Here is a 16,716-nt window from a genome sequence, read left to right as displayed (position 1 = left end):
CTTTCTCTTCGTTCAAGCTCAGTGTCTTTGCTACTTTGGCTTACCCCTTGAAGGGGTTTTCATATTCTTTATTGCTCAATTTATCCGAGATTAAATTCGACTTTTCTTGCTCTCTGATATACTTTTGAATTGTGGCTTCATTGAGTCCAACTGTTGTGACATAGAACCCTTCCGCCCAAAACTTTCTGTTGCCAAATTTATATTTGAGATTGGCATGTCTATCAAAGATCATCAACGAACTTTTATCTTTCAAATATCCCATGAAGCTTGATACGCATATCTTCGGTGGAATACTCACTAACATATGAACATGATCTGGCATAAGGTGCCCTTCGATTATTTCTACACCTTTATATTTACAAAGGCCTCGAAGGATTTCACCTATACTTGAACGAATTTTATTAAAAATTACTTTCCGTCTATATTTCGGCGAAAAGACGATATGGTATTTACACAGCCACTTTGTATGTGCTGAGCTTTGTGCTTTAATGCCCATAAACACCTTTCCTTATTTAAGTTACGAATATTAGCTTGAACATCTATATCGTAACGGAAAGGTGTTTTTCTTGGTATAACCTTTAATACCCACCCGCATAGCGGGTGGTTTTATATTTAAGACGCTGACGCGACTTAAACTGGCTAAAGCCCATAATAAAAAACGTGATATAACCAATATTGGTTACATCACGCTCATTATTTTCACTCTTTTTACCGACGAATACGGTAGCAATAAATACGCTCTTAGCGTTTTTTTCCAAATGCCGCAGCTAAAGCGTCACCCATTGCACTATTTCCCGCATTATTACCATTATTTATTGGCTGGCGGCTATTACGAGCTGGTTTCTGTCCTTTGTTGTTTCTAGATGAATTCGTGTTATTTGATGATGATTGTTTTTTATCACTATCACCTGCGACTTCATCTAAACGCATAGTCAGTGCAATGCGCTTACGAGCTAAATCAACCTCTAGAACTTTAACTTTAACAATATCGCCCGTTTTCACCACAGTATGCGGATCTTCAATAAATCGGTCGGCTAAAGAAGAGATATGAACCAAGCCATCTTGATGTACACCAATATCAACGAATGCACCGAAATTAGTCACGTTAGTCACAGTTCCTTCAAGGATCATGCCACTGACTAAATCATTCATTGTTTCAACACCTTCAGCAAAGGTTGCAGTTTTAAACTCTGGACGAGGGTCACGCCCTGGTTTTGCTAACTCTTTTAAGATGTCATTAATTGTTGGTAAACCAAATTGCTCTGTAATAAATGCTCTAGCATCTACTTGTGAAATTAGGGCGCTATTGCCCATCAAATCATCAATTTTTTGATGTGTAGATTGCAGGATATTTTCAACTACTGGGTATGCTTCAGGGTGAACCGTTGAGGCATCTAGCGGATTTTTACCATCACGAATACGTAAGAAACCGGCGCATTGCTCAAAGGCTTTCGGCCCTAAGCGTGCCACTTTAAGCAGCTGTTTTCTATCAACAAAACGACCGTTTTCATCACGCCAGCTAATAATATTTTGAGCAATAGATTGGCTAAGCCCAGCAACACGCGTTAATAACGGCACTGATGCTGTATTTAAATCAACACCAACACCATTCACACAGTCTTCAACGACTGTATCAAGTTTTCTCGCTAATAATGTTTGACTAACATCGTGCTGATATTGGCCAACCCCAATCGATTTAGGATCAATTTTCACAAGTTCAGCCAACGGATCTTGTAAGCGGCGCGCGATAGAAACCGCACCACGGATAGAAACATCCAAATCAGGGAATTCATTGGCCGCAAGCTCTGATGCTGAATACACCGATGCACCTGCTTCACTGACAATCACTTTCTGCGCTTTAACTTCTGGGTAACGTTTTACTGTTTCAGCGAAAAAGCGCTCTGTTTCACGAGATGCTGTACCATTACCAATCGCCACCAGTTCAACATTATGCTTAATACATAACGCAGCTACACTTGCCGACGCTTTATCAGCTTGCCCTGTATGTGGATAAATGGTATCTGTGGCAATTAATTTACCAGTGCTATCAACAATCGCAACTTTAACACCGGTGCGTAAACCAGGATCAAGCCCCATTGTGGCACGCATACCAGCAGGAGCCGCCATCAGTAGATCATTAAGATTACGAGCAAAAACATTAATCGCTTCTTCTTCCGCTTTTTCTCGTAATTGGCTCATCAATTCTGTTTCAATATGCATTAAAACTTTAATGCGCCAAGTCCAACTAACAACAGCTTTACGCCAGCTATCAGCAGGTTGATTATTTAAACGTAATCCTAAATGTTCCGTGACCAGTTGTTCACCGTAGCTCTCTTTAGGCGCTTCTTCAAATTGTGGATCTGGATTGAGTGATAATTGAAGGATCCCTTCATTTCGACCACGAAACATAGCTAATGCGCGGTGAGAAGGAACATTCGCGATAGGCTCATGATGATCAAAATAATCACTAAATTTCGCTCCTTCGGCTTCTTTTCCTTCAATCACTTTGGCAACAAGATGCGCATTCCTCCATAAATATTGACGAACTTTTGCCAATAATCCAGCATCTTCTGAAAAACGCTCCATTAAAATGTAACGCGCACCATCTAAAGCAGCCTTCGTATCAACAACACCTTTTTCTGTGTTGATATAAGCGGTTGCCACTTCTTCTGGATTATTTTGTGGTTCATTCCACAGTAAATCCGCTAAGGGTTCTAATCCATTTTCAATCGCAATCTGACCACGAGTACGGCGCTTAGGCTTATAAGGAAGATAGAGATCTTCGAGCTCTGTTTTACTTTGAGTTTCATTAATTGAAGAGTGCAATTCGGGCGTCAGCTTTCCTTGTTCTTCAATTGATTTTAAAATTGTTTGGCGGCGATCGTTGAGTTCCCGTAGGTAACCGAGGCGAGTTTCTAATTGACGTAATTGCGTATCGTCTAATCCGCCTGTGACCTCTTTACGATAACGGGCAATAAATGGCACCGTATTCCCTTCATCCAGTAACGTTATGGCCGAAAGGACTTGCTGGGGCTTAACCGAGAGCTCATCTGCAATAATTCGGCTTAATGATTCATTCATAAAATATTTACCTACCGAGAGGAATAGTTAAAAAAGATGGCTATTATACACGCAGAGCACTAAAAAAATTTGGCAAATTTCCCATCTAGCTCGACAATTATGAGGAAATTAACAGATTATTTTAACATTCACGCTATAGTACCTTTATGAAATTCAATGTTGATGATAGTTTTTATTCGTAATGGCAAAAAGTAACTATATTACTCGTGATGGCTGGTATGCCTTAGACAAAGAGCTAAAATATCTTTGGAAAGAAGAGCGACCGCGTGTTACACAATCGGTTTCAGAAGCAGCAGCACAAGGTGACCGTTCAGAAAATGCTGAATATATTTATGGAAAGAAGCGATTACGTGAAATTGATAGACGTGTTCGTTTTTTATCAAAACGCCTTGATGAATTAAAAATCGTTGATCCTGATCCTCGCCAAGAAGGAAAAATCTATTTTGGTGCTTGGGTCACACTTGAAGATGATGACGAAAACGTCAAAACCTTTAGGCTTGTGGGTCCCGATGAGTTTGATCCAGCAAAACAGTGGATTTCTATTGATTCCCCTGTTGCCAGAGCGCTTATTGGTAAACAAGTTGATGATGAAATCAGTGTGCAAACACCAGGTGGTGAAGTTAATTACTGCGTATTATCTATCAAATATCATTCGGAATAAGACAAATAAATAGTTTTATGTCCTTCCCTAAAGTCAATGAACAAGTTTTATCTATAAATTATTAACATTTATTCTTTGGTTTTGGTTTAATATTCTTATCGATGATAGAATTCGCTAATAAAAGCATTTGCACTTCGGGAGCTTAAAAAAATGCAAGAAAGTTATAAAGTGCTAATCGTGGATGATGATTTACGTCTGCGTTCACTCTTAGAGCGCTATTTGACAGAGCAGGGTTTTCAAATCCGTACTGCTGCAAACGCCGATCAGATGGATCGTCTGCTCACTCGCGAATCTATCCATCTTATTGTGCTCGATTTAATGCTTCCAGGTGAAGATGGCCTATCTATTTGCCGTCGCTTAAGAAGCCAAAATAACCCTATCCCTATTATTATGGTAACTGCGAAAGGGGAAGAGGTTGATAGAATTGTTGGGCTTGAAATTGGTGCTGATGATTACATCTCAAAACCATTTAACCCAAGAGAACTACTGGCACGTATTCGCGCCGTTCTTCGTCGCCAAGCAAATGAATTACCGGGCGCACCTTCACAAGATAACGCCATTATCTCTTTTGGTAAGTTCAAGCTGAACCTTGGTACACGCGAAATGTTCCACGAAGAAGAGCATATGCCTCTGACTAGTGGTGAATTTGCTGTATTGAAAGTGCTGGTATCGCACCCTCGTGAACCACTTTCTCGTGACAAATTAATGAGCCTTGCTCGTGGACGCGAATACAGTGCTATGGAACGTTCAATTGACGTTCAAATCTCTCGTTTACGTCGCATGATTGAAGAAGATCCAACACACCCTCGTTACATTCAAACGGTTTGGGGTCTTGGTTACGTCTTTGTTCCTGATGGAACCAGCGCTCAATGAGAAGGCTGAGGCTTTCCCCTCACAATAAACTGACACGTTCGTTATTTCTGGTTATCTCGCTACTTTTTTTTAGCTTGATAGCCAGTTATATCGTTGTACAGCACCTTATTGTTGGGCCAAGCCTTCAGCAATTTAATAAAGTATTAGCGTATGAAATACGCACTTTGATGCCTGAAGAATTAATCCTCGTTGATGGCACCCCGCTAAAAATTTCCCCTGCTTTACGCAATAAAATCTATAACGAATTAGGCATTTCTTTCTTTGATAAAAAAGCAGCACTTGAAGAAGGGCTTTATTGGGCAAAAATAGATGATGAGTTAAGTGAGCAGATGGCTGAATATCTGGGGGGAAAAACCGAAATTTGGATCGAGAATACACTGGAATACCCAGTTTTATGGGTCAATACGCATATGTCTCCCTCGCTTTGGATACGTGTTCCGTTGACTGAGTTAGGGCAAAATTTCTTACTCCCTGTTTATCGACAAGCGATTATTTTTATTATTATCGTTGTCGCTTTTTTCTGGCTCTATAGTCGTTTTCAAAATCGCCCACTAAATGAAGTGGAATATGCAGCTCGCCGCATTGGAAAAGGGGTTATTCCTCCTCCTATTCCTGAATCTGGCTCTTCTGAAATGCGCTCAATTATTCGTGCCTTTAACCAGATGTCATCAGGAATTCGCTCATTAGATAATGATAGAACACTCGTTATGGCAGGTGTCAGCCATGATTTGCGTACGCCATTGACTCGAATTCGTCTGGCAACTGAAATGATGAGTCCCGAAGATAGCTACCTCGCAGACTCTATCAATAAAGATATTGAAGATTGTGATGCCATTATTGGGCAATTCTTAGACTATATGCGCACAGGTAAAGAGATGTCTTTAGAACTATGTAATATGAATAACTTATTACAAGAAGTCATTTCAGCCGAATCTAATTCGGGAAAAATCAGCGAAGAACATCTTCATCCTGAGCCCATTAATATCACAGCTAACCCCATTGCTGTAAAACGAGCACTTGCCAATATGGTTGTGAATGCCACTCGCTATGGCAATGGCTGGATAAGCGTTTCAAGTGGAAAAAATGAAGAATATGCTTGGTTCCAAGTTGAAGATGATGGCCCCGGTATCCCACAAGAAGATAGACAACGTCTTTTCCAACCTTTTGTTCAAGGTGAACAAGCGCGTAGCTCAACAGGTGCGGGTTTAGGTTTATCCATTATTCGCCGTATTATGGATGCTCATGGTGGTTATGTTGAGCTTGATGATAGCATTAAAGGTGGATTATTGATTCGAGCGAATTTCCCATTAAAAGAACGTGAAGATGAGGATGATTAATCCTCTCTATTTCAAGTATTGAAGTGCTTTTTTATTACGCCATTGCCATTCTAATTTCTCTCCTCCTATAAATATTTCATCATTTTTTTGCTTTGTCATAAAACTGTCACAATTAAGACATTTAATTGTCATCAAACTGACCTATTGTCTGTGCGTACCGTAACCGAAGTTGATAGATGTCGAAAATTATTCTACCTATCCCACAGGAGGGATTATGAAACTGATGCGTACCACCCTGACTAGTGTCATTGCCGCTGCGTTTTCAATGACCGCTCTTTCTGCACAGGCAACGACCTCGCTGACTGGTGCTGGCGCAACGTTCCCTGCCCCAGTTTATGCTAAATGGGCAGATTCCTATCAGAAAGAAACGGGTAACAAAATTAACTACCAAGGCATTGGATCCTCTGGTGGTGTTAAACAAATCAATGCAAATACTGTTGATTTTGGTGCTTCTGATGCACCATTAACAGACGAAAAATTACAAGCTGATGGTTTATTCCAATTTCCTACCGTAATTGGTGGCGTTGTTATGGCAGTCAATATTCCTGGTATCAAATCAGGTGAACTGACCTTAGACGGCGATACTATCGGTAATATCTATCTAGGTAAGATCCAAAAATGGAATGATCCTGCCATTAGCAAACTCAATCCGGGCGTAAAATTACCAGACCAGAATATCGCGGTTATTCGCCGTGCTGATGGTTCAGGAACATCTTTCGTTTTCACTAGCTACTTATCAAAAGTAAATAGCGCATGGAAAGATAAAGTCGGCGCTGGCTCGACTGTTAAGTGGCCGACAGGCTTAGGTGGAAAAGGTAATGATGGTATCGCTGCATTCGTTCAACGTGTACCGGGTTCAATTGGTTATGTTGAATATGCTTATGCGAAACAAAACAACCTTGCTTATACTAAATTAGTCACCGCTGACGGCGAAGTAATTGCACCAACAGCAGATAGCTTTAGTGCCGCAGCAAGAAAAATTGATTGGAGCAAAAGCTTTGCACAAGACCTAACTAACCAGAAAGGTGAAAATGCATGGCCGATTACTTCAACTACCTTTATCTTAGTGCATCAAAAACAGCAAAATGCAGAAAAAGGTAAAGAAGTACTGAATTTCTTCAACTGGGCTTACGACAAAGGTAATCAAGAAGCGAAAAATCTAGATTACGCCGTATTACCTGTCGAAGTTGTAGAACAAATTCGTGCCGCATGGAAAACAAGCATTAAAGACAGTAATGGTAAACCGATTTACTAATAAAACCGGTAACCATTAAGAGATAAGTTAACGTTCACCCCCTGCTAAACAGGGGGTAATAAATTAAAAGAGGCTTTATGGCCGAGCATACAACGGTAATAAAGGCCCCTAGTAAACGAGGGGACGTTATTTTCAGCGCACTGGTTCGTACAGCTGCGTTGATTACACTTTTACTTTTAACAGGTATCATTGTTTCACTGATTTTCGCTTCATGGCCAAGTATTCAACAATTTGGCTTTTCGTTCTTATGGACAAAAGAATGGGATCCTCCTGCGCAGGAATTCGGTGCATTAGTGCCTATTTACGGCACCATTGTAACGTCAATCATCGCGCTGGTTATTGCCGTTCCTGTCAGTTTTGGTATCGCTCTTTTCTTAACTGAATTAGCCCCTAACTGGTTAAAACGCCCGTTAGGTATTGCTATTGAGTTACTCGCAGCTATTCCTAGTATTGTTTATGGTATGTGGGGGCTGTTTGTCTTCGCGCCGCTTTTTGCAACCTATTTCCAAGAACCCGTAGGCAATGTGCTTTCTTCCATTCCTATCGTTGGTGAGCTTTTCTCTGGCCCTGCTTTTGGTATCGGTATCTTAGCGGCGGGTGTGATCCTCGCTATCATGATTATTCCTTATATCGCTTCTGTTATGCGTGATGTGTTTGAACAAACGCCTGTTATGATGAAAGAGTCTGCCTACGGCATTGGCTGTACAACATGGGAAGTGATTTGGAATATCGTTCTACCTTATACCCGAAATGGCGTTATCGGTGGTGTGATGTTGGGATTAGGACGCGCCTTAGGTGAAACTATGGCAGTAACCTTTATCATCGGTAATACCTACCAGTTAGACTCCGCCTCGCTGTTTATGCCGGGTAACAGTATCACCTCAGCATTAGCGAACGAATTTGCTGAAGCAGAGACAGGATTACACACCGCTGCATTAATGGAATTAGGGCTTATCCTGTTTGTCATCACCTTTATCGTCCTTGCGATTTCTAAGTTTATGACATTACGTTTATCAAAAAATGAAGGGGCGCGCTGATATGTCTAAAATATCCTCTTCTTCATTACAGGTTCAAACCGAAAGCGAACTGCGTGTACGCCATAAACGCCAACTTTGGCGTCGTCAAAAAAACCGTATCGCACTGTTTTTGTCTGTCTCAACCATGGCATTTGGTCTTTTTTGGTTAACGTGGATTTTATTCTCCACCTTCACCAAAGGCTTTGATGGTATGTCATTAGCCCTTTTCACAGAGATGACTCCGCCACCTAATACGGAAGGTGGTGGATTAGCTAACGCCATTGTCGGTAGTGGATTATTGATTTTATGGGCAACGGTGATTGGAACACCACTTGGTATTCTTGCAGGGATTTATCTTGCTGAATATGGTCGTCGTTCATGGCTTGCTGAAACCACACGTTTTATTAACGATATATTGCTGTCAGCGCCATCCATTGTTGTCGGGCTCTTTGTCTACACCATTGTTGTCGCACAGATGCAGCATTTTTCAGGATGGGCAGGAATTATCGCATTAGCGTTACTGCAAATTCCTATCGTTATTCGTACTACTGAAAATATGTTGAAGTTAGTACCTGATAGCTTACGTGAAGCTGCTTACGCACTAGGTACACCAAAGTGGAAGATGATCTCTAAAATCACCTTAAAAGCCTCGGTATCAGGCATTATTACCGGTGTTTTATTAGCGATTGCACGTATTGCAGGTGAAACAGCACCACTGTTATTTACTTCACTATCAAATCAATTCTGGAGCACAGACTTAAACGAACCGATAGCTAACTTACCAGTGACTATCTTTAAGTTCGCCATGAGTCCTTTCGCAGAATGGCAAGAGCTTGCCTGGGCTGGCGTATTACTTATCACCCTCTGTGTTCTATTTATCAATATTATCGCGCGCGTGCTATTTGCTAAACGCAAGCACGGTTAACCGCAGTAAGTTAAGCAAGAGAGAACGTTAAATGATTATGGCTAATGATAACGCAGGAAATAAAATCCAAGTTCGTGATTTGAACTTCTATTACGGTAAATTCCATGCGCTGAAAAATATCTCTTTAGATATTGCCAAAAATAAGGTGACCGCCTTTATCGGACCTTCTGGCTGTGGTAAATCCACCTTACTGCGTACTTTTAATAAAATGTATGAGCTTTATGGCGAACAACGTGCAGAAGGTGAAATTTTGTTAGATGGCAACAATATCTTGACTGATAAGCAAGATATCGCGCTATTACGTGCCAAAGTCGGTATGGTGTTCCAAAAACCAACCCCTTTCCCGATGTCAATTTATGACAATATCGCTTTTGGTGTACGTTTATTCGAAAAGTTATCTCGCGCTGATATGGACGAACGTGTGCAGTGGGCTTTGACTAAAGCCGCATTATGGAACGAAACCAAAGATAAATTACATCAAAGTGGATATAGTCTATCTGGCGGTCAGCAACAGCGTTTATGTATTGCACGCGGTATCGCTATTCGCCCTGAAGTGTTATTGCTTGATGAGCCTTGTTCGGCACTTGATCCAATTTCAACAGGTCGTATTGAAGAACTTATCAGCGAACTCAAATCAGAATATACCGTAGTTATCGTGACACATAACATGCAACAAGCAGCACGTTGTTCTGATTACACTGCATTTATGTATTTAGGTGAGTTAATTGAATTTAGCGATACGGATACGTTATTTACGCGTCCTGCGAAAAAACAAACTGAAGATTACATCACTGGGCGTTATGGCTGATAACGAGGCAATAAATGGATAATTTAAATCACAATAAGCATATTTCTGGTCAATTTAATGCTGAGTTAGAGCATATCCGTACTGAGCTGATGGTTATGGGTGGGCTTGTTGAAGAGCAACTGAAAAAAGCTGTTATGGCAATGCATAATCAAGACCAAGCATTGGCAAACGAAGTTATTCAAGGTGACCATAACGTCAATATGATGGAAGTCGCTATTGATGATGCGTGTATGCGAATTATTGCTAAACGCCAGCCAACAGCGAGTGACTTACGTTTAATTATGGCGATATCAAAAACGATCGCTGAGCTAGAACGAATTGGTGATGTTGCTGAAAAAATCTGTAAAACCGCACTTGAAAAGTTTTCACACCAGCATCAACCACTGCTCGTGAGCTTAGAATCTTTAGGTCAACACGCTATACAAATGCTTCACGATGTTCTTGATGCGTTTGCGCGTATGGACTTGGATGAAGCAGTGCGCATCTACCGTGAAGACGCTAAAATTGATAACGAATATGAAGGTATCGTCCGTCAATTAATGACTTATATGATGGAAGATCCTCGCACCATTCCTAGTGTACTAACAGCACTATTTTGTGCGCGTTCAATTGAACGTATCGGCGACCGTTGTCAGAACATTTGTGAGTTTATTTTCTATTATGTAAAAGGTCATGATTTCCGCCATTTAGGGGGCGACCAAGTAGAAAAAATGCTAACAAAAAGTGACGACAGCAACGCTTCTAAATAAACTTTTCTCTCTTTTCCTTCTCTTCAAAACAGCGACGCTTATGTCGCTGTTTTTTTATTCACTCATAAATTAATACCATTCTAGCTCAACACTTTTTCTCACCTTATTCCTTAAAAGCATATCCATATCAATTTTTATTATTTTATGAACTTAGATCAACTTGATAGCGTGATATCCAACATAACGATGATAATTCTTTTCTTTGGGGTGAATAATGAAATTACGTGTCTTGGCAACCGCATTAATTGCAAGCTCTGTACTTTTCTCTGGTATTGCAAAAGCAGATAAGCTCGATGATATAAAAAAAGCAGGTGTAGTACGTATCGCGATTTTTGACAGTAATCCTCCGTTTGGGTTTATTGATCCTCAAACTAAAAAACTCGCAGGTTATGATGCAGATATCGCCAATGAGATCGCCAAAGATCTAGATGTAAAACTGGAACTGCGTCCAACAAACCCAGCAAACCGTATTCCACTTTTAAGCTCTAAAAAAGTTGATTTAATCGCTGCAAATTTCACCATTACCGATGAACGAGCTAAACAAGTCGATTTCTCTGTTCCTTACTTTGCAACTGGACAAAAATTTATTGCACGTAAAGGGGTTTTAACCAACCCAGAACAAATTCACTCACTGCGTATTGGGGCTGATAAAGGTACCGTTCAAGAAATCACATTACGTGAACGCTATCCTGACACCAAAGTTATCTCTTATGACGATACACCACTGGCCTTCGCTGCATTACGTAACGGTAACGTACAAGCCATCACACAAGACGATGCGAAATTAGTGGGTTTATTAGCAAATCTTCCTGATGCCATTAAAGCCGATTTTGAAGTGTCATCATTTAGCATCACCCGTGAATATCAAGCAGTTGCAGCAGCTAAAGGTGAAGAGCGTTTAATTAACGAAATCAATAACACCCTATTAAGATTGGAAAAAGAAGGTAAAGCAGACGAGATCTACAATCGTTGGTTTGGCCCTGAAACAAAATCGGCTCAACCTCGTGGTGATTTTAAATTTGCCCCACTATCAGAGCAAACACCACAATCTTGATCTTTAAAGTGTAATAACTTTCTTCTTTCATCAAAACAAAGTTATTCCTTTATTAAAACACCTACCCCGCCTTTGCGGGGTTTGGTGTCTACAATAGGCCTATTATATGTTTGAGCAATTTCTTTCACATTACCTTCTTGAGCCACACTATTTAAGTTGGCTCTGGAGTGGTTTTCTAATCACCTTGCTTATCTCTTTTTGGACTATTGTCATTGCAACATTAATGAGCTTTGCCCTTAGTGCTGCAAGAGATAGCGCTTTTGCACCATTACGCTGGTTAGCCACGGCTTATACTTCACTGTTTCGTAACACTCCGCTGTTAGTACAGTTATTCTTTTGGTATTTCGCATCAGGCGAAATTTTGCCACAAAGCGCCATGATATGGTTAAACACCCCTCATGAGATTGCATTTTTAGGTGTAACGCTTTCTTGGCCTTCTTTTGAGTTTTTAGCGGGCATTGTGGGTCTGACATTTTACTCAACGCCATTTATTGCCGAAGAGCTAAGAGCCGGAATTCAAGGTGTTAAACAAGGGCAAAAGTATGCCTCTTTAGCATTAGGTCTAACGCAATGGCAATCTATGCGTTATGTGATTTTACCCCAAGCCTTTCGTATTGCTCTGCCCCCTTTATTGGGCCAATACATGAATGTGATAAAAAACTCATCACTGACTATGGCTATTGGTGTTGCGGAGCTTTCTTACGCATCAAGACAAGTCGAAACAGAGTCTTTACGCACCTTTGAAGCCTTTGGTGTTGCAACGGTTCTCTATATTGCAGCAATCGCATTGATGGAAGCTTGGGGACAATGGCATCAGCAACGTAAACTAGCACAAGGGTATTAATATGGACTTTACTGTTATTGCTGATAACTGGCAGTACTTACTCTTTGGTGCTTATCCTGACGGACCTTTAGAAGGTGCAACACTGACCATCTTTATCAGTATCATTGCAGGTATTGCATCAATTATTTTGGGTACATTAGGTGGCATTGCTTTGGCTATGCTTAGGGGGGGCTGGGTTAACCTTTTTGCGGCTTTTTTAGGTTTTTTCCGTGCAATTCCCGTCATTATGTTGATATTTTGGGTCTATTTTTTATTGCCTGTTGTATTAGGGATGGAAATACCTGAAATCACCACGGTAATTTGTGCGTTAGCTTTAATTACATCGTCTTATATTGCGCATGGCGTTAAAGCAGGTATTTTGGCGATTGGAAAAGGGCAATGGCAAGCAGGATTATCGTTAGGTTTTAATCGCTGGCAAGTGTTGTGGTATATCGTATTACCACAAGCATTACGCATGATGGTACCTTCGTTTATTAATCAGTGGATAGCCTTGATTAAAGATACTTCTCTAGCTTATGTAGTGGGTGTGGGTGAACTTTCTTTCTTGGCGACCCAAGTTAATAACCGTAGTATGGTTTATCCAATGGAAGTTTTTCTATTCGTTGCTTTTATCTATTTTATTCTCTGTTTTTCATTGGAAATTATTGCCAATAGAGTGGCTAAATTATTCTCAATACAAAAAGAGAAACGCCCTTTTTGGCAAATGGTGTTGCCGTTTAAACAACAATCATTTGTTAAGAAAGAAATGGGATAAACAAAAGAGACTAACTTATTGTTTTAATAAAATAAGCTAGTCTCTTTATAATTAATTTATTCATTATCAACTAGACTTATTACCGCTTTAGCATTCGCCATAGTCATAAATAAACGATATGCATTTTGGCTAAATGAAGAAAAAACCTAATCCTTGATACAGATTTTTTGCAATATCATGCTTTGCACCTACGATAATCATAGGTATTGGAATATTACCTGATGAATTTATTGCTTTTCTTACAGCATCAATTAATAAAATAGATCCTTTAATTTTGTAGGTTCGATTTCACTTGTTAATACAAAAATACGTGCTAAATCTTTTTTATGATGTTGATTGAATATTACTTTCAAGTAGTTATTAGGTGTTTTATCGCCACAATCAAAAGATGTTCTATCATGTATTTTTTTATTCAGAGAACTTATTTTCATCGAGAATTTTTTCCTTATGCTTGCGCGCGGCACGAAGGAAGCGATTATTTATTTCGATTGGTTTTTCTAATGCATTAATAGAATCTAAAGCGTCTTTCTGACAAAGTTTAATACGCATATCTTGCTCGATTAGCCGTTTAGCTTCAGCAATAGCGGCTTGTACAATAAAACCATTTAAACTCGTATAACCTGATAATGATAACGCCTTTTCTAACAAAATTTTCATTTCGGGACTAATACATGTCGTGATCCTTTCATTTGATAAAGTAGGCATAATTTCTCCACCTCTTTATTAAAACTTATTTAATAGCTGTTATTTATAAAACTAGTAAAACTTCAAAACAGCTCACTTTTCAAGCAAGATAATATAATCAAGTTTTAACAAAGCAAATAAAATGTGCCATTTTGACGTCATACAATTATTAGCACTAAACTAAACTTAGTTTATTAAATATCTCCATCTATTTTTGATGCCTTCACTGTAGCGCCCCACGCAATCGATTACTTTTTTTAGGTGCAGTCATTGTTTTATTTGTGTAGGATAAAGCGAAAAACATTTTTTTTGGGATCTTTTGTCTATGAGCATGTCATCACCAAATTCTGGATCACAGGGTTTGCTCCAACGCCTGTTTAAGCTACAAGAACACGGCACAAACGCTCGCACCGAACTGATTGCGGGTATCACGACTTTCTTAACGATGGTTTATATTATCTTCGTTAACCCTCAAATTCTTGCTGCTGCCAATATGGATATCAAAGCCGTCTTCGTGACGACCTGTTTAATTGCAGCTTTCGGCAGTATTTTAATGGGATTAGTGGCAAATTTACCTATTGCTGTTGCTCCTGCGATGGGCTTAAACGCATTCTTTGCCTTCGTAGTCGTTGGTGCTATGGGTTACTCATGGGAAGTCGCTATGGGTGCGATTTTTTGGGGTGCTGTAGGGCTATTTTTACTGACTCTCTTTCGTATACGCTACTGGATAATTGCCCATATTCCACTGAGTTTACGTGTTGGTATTACTAGTGGTATCGGTCTTTTTATCGCCATGATGGGCTTAAAAAACTCCGGTATTATTATTCCTAACAACGATACCATCGTTACTATCGGTAATTTTGCTTCTCATAACGTATTATTAGGTGCATTAGGCTTTTTTATTATCGCTATTCTTGCTGCTCGTAATATTCATGCCGCAATTCTTATCTCAATTGTTATCACCACTGTAATTGGTCTTCTTTTAGGTGATGTTCAATATCAAGGTATCTTCGCTGTTCCTCCTTCTATCACAACCGTTGTTGGTAAAGTTGATATTATGGGTGCCTTAGATATCGGTCTTTCTGGCGTGATCTTTGCTTTTATGTTGGTTAACCTATTTGACTCTTCAGGCACATTAATTGGTGTTACTGATAAAGCAGGTTTAACTGATGACAAAGGCAAGTTTCCACGAATGAAACAAGCGTTATATGTCGATAGCTTAAGTTCTGTTGCAGGCTCTGCAATGGGAACATCTTCTGTAACAGCCTTTATCGAAAGTACTTCCGGGGTTTCTGTCGGTGGTCGTACAGGTTTAACTGCCGTTGTTGTGGGTATTCTTTTCTTACTCGCTATCTTCTTGTCACCACTAGCAGGTATGGTGCCAAGCTATGCAACAGCAGGGGCACTGATTTATGTGGGTGTATTAATGACATCCAGCCTTACACGCGTTAAATGGGATGATTTAACAGAATCCGTTCCTGCTTTTATCACCGCAGTTATGATGCCATTTAGCTTCTCAATTACCGAAGGTATCGCACTAGGCTTTATTGCTTATTGTGTTATGAAAGTGGGTACTTTCCGCTGGAAAGAAATTAATCTATGTGTTGTGATTGTTTCACTGCTATTTATTTTAAAAATATTGCTGATTGATACTCATGTGATTGATTTGAATTCTTTATTCTAATATTCAATAAATTAAGATCATCATGATACAGACAAAACGGCACCAATAACGTGCCGTTTTTTATAAGAAAAGAGGTGATTATGCACGTACTTCTACAAGTAGATTTTCCTTATCATGGTCCTTTCGATGATGAAATGACACAAGCTATGGATGCATTATCTGCATCAATCAACCAAGAACCTGGTTTTATTTGGAAAATTTGGACTGAAAATAAAGAAGCCCAAAAAGCGGGTGGGATTTATCTTTTTGATTCAAAAGAAAATGCTCAAGCTTATTTAGAGAAACACAGCGCTCGGTTAAAATCGTTTGGTATTCCAGAAGTTCATGGTGATATTTTTGCAGTAAATCAAGCTTTAAGCTTAAAAAATCAGGCCTCTTTTTTGGCTAAGTAGCTAAAAGCACAAGTGTTATATGCCACTTGTGCCTTTCTATTTTCTGCAATTACTCTGCTTTTATGGGTAACAACAAACCAAAAACAATAGAATCAGAGACTTCATCACCGACTATCCAACGTTGTTTTAGATACCCTTCTTGCTCAAAACCTAATTTTGCTAACAATGCAGCTGATGCTTTATTATCAGGGTGGATATCCGCTTCTAAACGGCGAACAGATAGATGTGTTTGAAGATACGCAATAAACGCCACCATCGCTTCTTTCATAACACCTTTACCTTGATAAGCGGTATCGAGACAATACCCAATTTCACCACGTCGTGAATTTGGGTAATGATTAAAGAAAACACACATACCCATCAGTGCATTTGTTGCTTTATCTATCACCGCTAAGCGCAGATACTCTTTTCTTTCCATATGCGTGATATCTTGAATAATATCTTCTTGCGCTTCTTGCAGTGATTGCCAAGGGAGATGGCTCCAATAACGCGTCACTTCAGCTGAACTCATGATCTTAAACCAATCTTCAGCATCCCCCATTTCAAAAGGACGCAATCTTAATCTTTCTGTTTCAACCTGAATATCAGCGTAACGCATC

General features: G+C 39.7%; 18 protein-coding genes. 13 read left to right on the top strand and 5 right to left on the bottom strand.

Annotation, left to right across the window (positions count from 1 at the left end; genetic code table 11):
- Positions 1–40 precede the first annotated feature (40 nt).
- The 3 genes from tnpA to GWJ01_RS04645 all read right to left on the bottom strand — a co-directional run bounded on the left by tnpA (position 41) and on the right by GWJ01_RS04645 (position 3,081).
- Complete coding sequence (gene tnpA, locus GWJ01_RS04655) at positions 41–496, bottom strand: IS200/IS605 family transposase (protein WP_161710588.1); 456 nt, start codon at positions 494–496, stop codon at positions 41–43.
- Between the two features lie 82 nt (positions 497–578).
- A complete protein-coding gene (locus GWJ01_RS04650) occupies positions 579–758 on the bottom strand; it encodes a hypothetical protein (protein ID WP_161710751.1) in 180 nt (59 codons plus the stop codon).
- Entirely contained in the window at positions 742–3,081 is a 2,340-nt protein-coding gene (locus tag GWJ01_RS04645; RefSeq protein WP_161710750.1) for a Tex family protein, read from the bottom strand. The genes GWJ01_RS04650 and GWJ01_RS04645 overlap by 17 nt, the downstream gene beginning before the upstream one ends.
- Before the next feature lie 181 nt (positions 3,082–3,262).
- Here GWJ01_RS04645 and greB point away from each other — a divergent pair, with 181 nt between their 5' ends.
- From greB to GWJ01_RS04590, 11 genes are all read left to right on the top strand, one after another.
- Positions 3,263–3,742: a transcription elongation factor GreB gene (greB, locus tag GWJ01_RS04640; RefSeq protein ID WP_109395050.1), complete on the top strand. Its 480-nt coding sequence runs from the start codon at positions 3,263–3,265 to the stop codon at positions 3,740–3,742.
- Positions 3,743–3,892: 150 nt separating this feature from the next.
- Positions 3,893–4,615, top strand: a complete 723-nt coding sequence (ompR, locus tag GWJ01_RS04635; RefSeq protein WP_036933800.1) for an osmolarity response regulator transcription factor OmpR — start codon at positions 3,893–3,895, stop codon at positions 4,613–4,615.
- Entirely contained in the window at positions 4,612–5,952 is a 1,341-nt protein-coding gene (envZ, locus tag GWJ01_RS04630; RefSeq protein ID WP_109401598.1) for a two-component system sensor histidine kinase EnvZ, read from the top strand. Before ompR ends, envZ begins: the two co-directional genes overlap by 4 nt.
- Before the next feature lie 214 nt (positions 5,953–6,166).
- Entirely contained in the window at positions 6,167–7,207 is a 1,041-nt protein-coding gene (gene pstS, locus GWJ01_RS04625) for a phosphate ABC transporter substrate-binding protein PstS (protein ID WP_109395052.1), read from the top strand.
- 77 nt (positions 7,208–7,284) lie between these two features.
- Positions 7,285–8,244 carry a phosphate ABC transporter permease PstC gene (gene pstC / locus GWJ01_RS04620; RefSeq protein WP_109395053.1) on the top strand — a complete coding sequence of 320 codons (960 nt, stop codon included), beginning with the start codon at positions 7,285–7,287 and terminating at the stop codon, positions 8,242–8,244.
- Between the two features lies 1 nt (position 8,245).
- On the top strand, positions 8,246–9,148 hold the full coding sequence (pstA, locus tag GWJ01_RS04615; RefSeq protein WP_109395054.1) for a phosphate ABC transporter permease PstA: 903 nt from the start codon (positions 8,246–8,248) through the stop codon (positions 9,146–9,148).
- A 31-nt stretch (positions 9,149–9,179) separates the two neighbouring features.
- Entirely contained in the window at positions 9,180–9,956 is a 777-nt protein-coding gene (gene pstB / locus GWJ01_RS04610) for a phosphate ABC transporter ATP-binding protein PstB (RefSeq protein WP_006534565.1), read from the top strand.
- A gap of 14 nt (positions 9,957–9,970) precedes the next feature.
- A complete protein-coding gene (gene phoU / locus GWJ01_RS04605) occupies positions 9,971–10,705 on the top strand; it encodes a phosphate signaling complex protein PhoU (protein WP_109395055.1) in 735 nt (244 codons plus the stop codon).
- A gap of 214 nt (positions 10,706–10,919) precedes the next feature.
- Positions 10,920–11,759, top strand: coding sequence for an ABC transporter substrate-binding protein (locus tag GWJ01_RS04600; RefSeq protein WP_109401599.1), 840 nt, complete (start codon positions 10,920–10,922; stop codon positions 11,757–11,759).
- Positions 11,760–11,865: 106 nt separating this feature from the next.
- The gene (locus GWJ01_RS04595) at positions 11,866–12,603 is read left to right on the top strand and encodes an amino acid ABC transporter permease (protein WP_109395057.1); all 738 of its coding nucleotides are present in this window, start codon (positions 11,866–11,868) and stop codon (positions 12,601–12,603) included.
- Between the two features lies 1 nt (position 12,604).
- A complete protein-coding gene (locus tag GWJ01_RS04590; RefSeq protein WP_109401600.1) occupies positions 12,605–13,357 on the top strand; it encodes an amino acid ABC transporter permease in 753 nt (250 codons plus the stop codon).
- Between the two features lie 408 nt (positions 13,358–13,765).
- On the opposite strand, the gene GWJ01_RS04585 is transcribed toward GWJ01_RS04590, so the two are convergent.
- Positions 13,766–14,062 (bottom strand): type II toxin-antitoxin system TacA family antitoxin, encoded by a 297-nt coding sequence (locus tag GWJ01_RS04585; protein ID WP_109401601.1) that lies wholly within the window; start codon positions 14,060–14,062, stop codon positions 13,766–13,768.
- 304 nt (positions 14,063–14,366) lie between these two features.
- On the opposite strand from GWJ01_RS04585, the gene GWJ01_RS04580 reads away from it, so the two are divergent.
- Together GWJ01_RS04580 and GWJ01_RS04575 are read left to right on the top strand one after the other, a co-directional pair.
- The gene (locus tag GWJ01_RS04580) at positions 14,367–15,725 is read left to right on the top strand and encodes an NCS2 family permease (protein ID WP_075671246.1); all 1,359 of its coding nucleotides are present in this window, start codon (positions 14,367–14,369) and stop codon (positions 15,723–15,725) included.
- 80 nt (positions 15,726–15,805) lie between these two features.
- Positions 15,806–16,117, top strand: coding sequence for a monooxygenase (locus GWJ01_RS04575; protein WP_109401602.1), 312 nt, complete (start codon positions 15,806–15,808; stop codon positions 16,115–16,117).
- Between the two features lie 49 nt (positions 16,118–16,166).
- Here GWJ01_RS04575 and GWJ01_RS04570 read toward each other — a convergent pair whose 3' ends face one another.
- Positions 16,167–16,715 carry a GNAT family N-acetyltransferase gene (locus tag GWJ01_RS04570; RefSeq protein WP_109395061.1) on the bottom strand — a complete coding sequence of 183 codons (549 nt, stop codon included), beginning with the start codon at positions 16,713–16,715 and terminating at the stop codon, positions 16,167–16,169.
- Position 16,716 lies beyond the last annotated feature (1 nt).

This window comes from Proteus sp. G2618, from assembly GCF_009915995.1.
Classification (GTDB): Bacteria; Pseudomonadota; Gammaproteobacteria; order Enterobacterales; family Enterobacteriaceae; genus Proteus; species Proteus terrae.
This window is presented reverse-complemented; position numbering and strand designations above follow the sequence as displayed.

Bases quoted from the DNA above. Each gene is read 5' to 3' on its own strand.
- tnpA (WP_161710588.1), bottom strand. From the start codon at position 496: ATGGGCATTAAAGCACAAAGCTCAGCACATACAAAGTGGCTGTGTAAA.
- GWJ01_RS04645 (WP_161710750.1), bottom strand. From the start codon at position 3,081: ATGAATGAATCATTAAGCCGAATTATTGCAGATGAGCTCTCGGTTAAG.
- greB (WP_109395050.1), top strand. From the start codon at position 3,263: ATGGCAAAAAGTAACTATATTACTCGTGATGGCTGGTATGCCTTAGAC.
- ompR (WP_036933800.1), top strand. From the start codon at position 3,893: ATGCAAGAAAGTTATAAAGTGCTAATCGTGGATGATGATTTACGTCTG.
- envZ (WP_109401598.1), top strand. From the start codon at position 4,612: ATGAGAAGGCTGAGGCTTTCCCCTCACAATAAACTGACACGTTCGTTA.
- pstS (WP_109395052.1), top strand. From the start codon at position 6,167: ATGAAACTGATGCGTACCACCCTGACTAGTGTCATTGCCGCTGCGTTT.
- pstC (WP_109395053.1), top strand. From the start codon at position 7,285: ATGGCCGAGCATACAACGGTAATAAAGGCCCCTAGTAAACGAGGGGAC.
- pstA (WP_109395054.1), top strand. From the start codon at position 8,246: ATGTCTAAAATATCCTCTTCTTCATTACAGGTTCAAACCGAAAGCGAA.
- pstB (WP_006534565.1), top strand. From the start codon at position 9,180: ATGATTATGGCTAATGATAACGCAGGAAATAAAATCCAAGTTCGTGAT.
- phoU (WP_109395055.1), top strand. From the start codon at position 9,971: ATGGATAATTTAAATCACAATAAGCATATTTCTGGTCAATTTAATGCT.
- GWJ01_RS04600 (WP_109401599.1), top strand. From the start codon at position 10,920: ATGAAATTACGTGTCTTGGCAACCGCATTAATTGCAAGCTCTGTACTT.
- GWJ01_RS04595 (WP_109395057.1), top strand. From the start codon at position 11,866: ATGTTTGAGCAATTTCTTTCACATTACCTTCTTGAGCCACACTATTTA.
- GWJ01_RS04590 (WP_109401600.1), top strand. From the start codon at position 12,605: ATGGACTTTACTGTTATTGCTGATAACTGGCAGTACTTACTCTTTGGT.
- GWJ01_RS04585 (WP_109401601.1), bottom strand. From the start codon at position 14,062: ATGCCTACTTTATCAAATGAAAGGATCACGACATGTATTAGTCCCGAA.
- GWJ01_RS04580 (WP_075671246.1), top strand. From the start codon at position 14,367: ATGAGCATGTCATCACCAAATTCTGGATCACAGGGTTTGCTCCAACGC.
- GWJ01_RS04575 (WP_109401602.1), top strand. From the start codon at position 15,806: ATGCACGTACTTCTACAAGTAGATTTTCCTTATCATGGTCCTTTCGAT.
- GWJ01_RS04570 (WP_109395061.1), bottom strand. From the start codon at position 16,715: ATGCGTTACGCTGATATTCAGGTTGAAACAGAAAGATTAAGATTGCGT.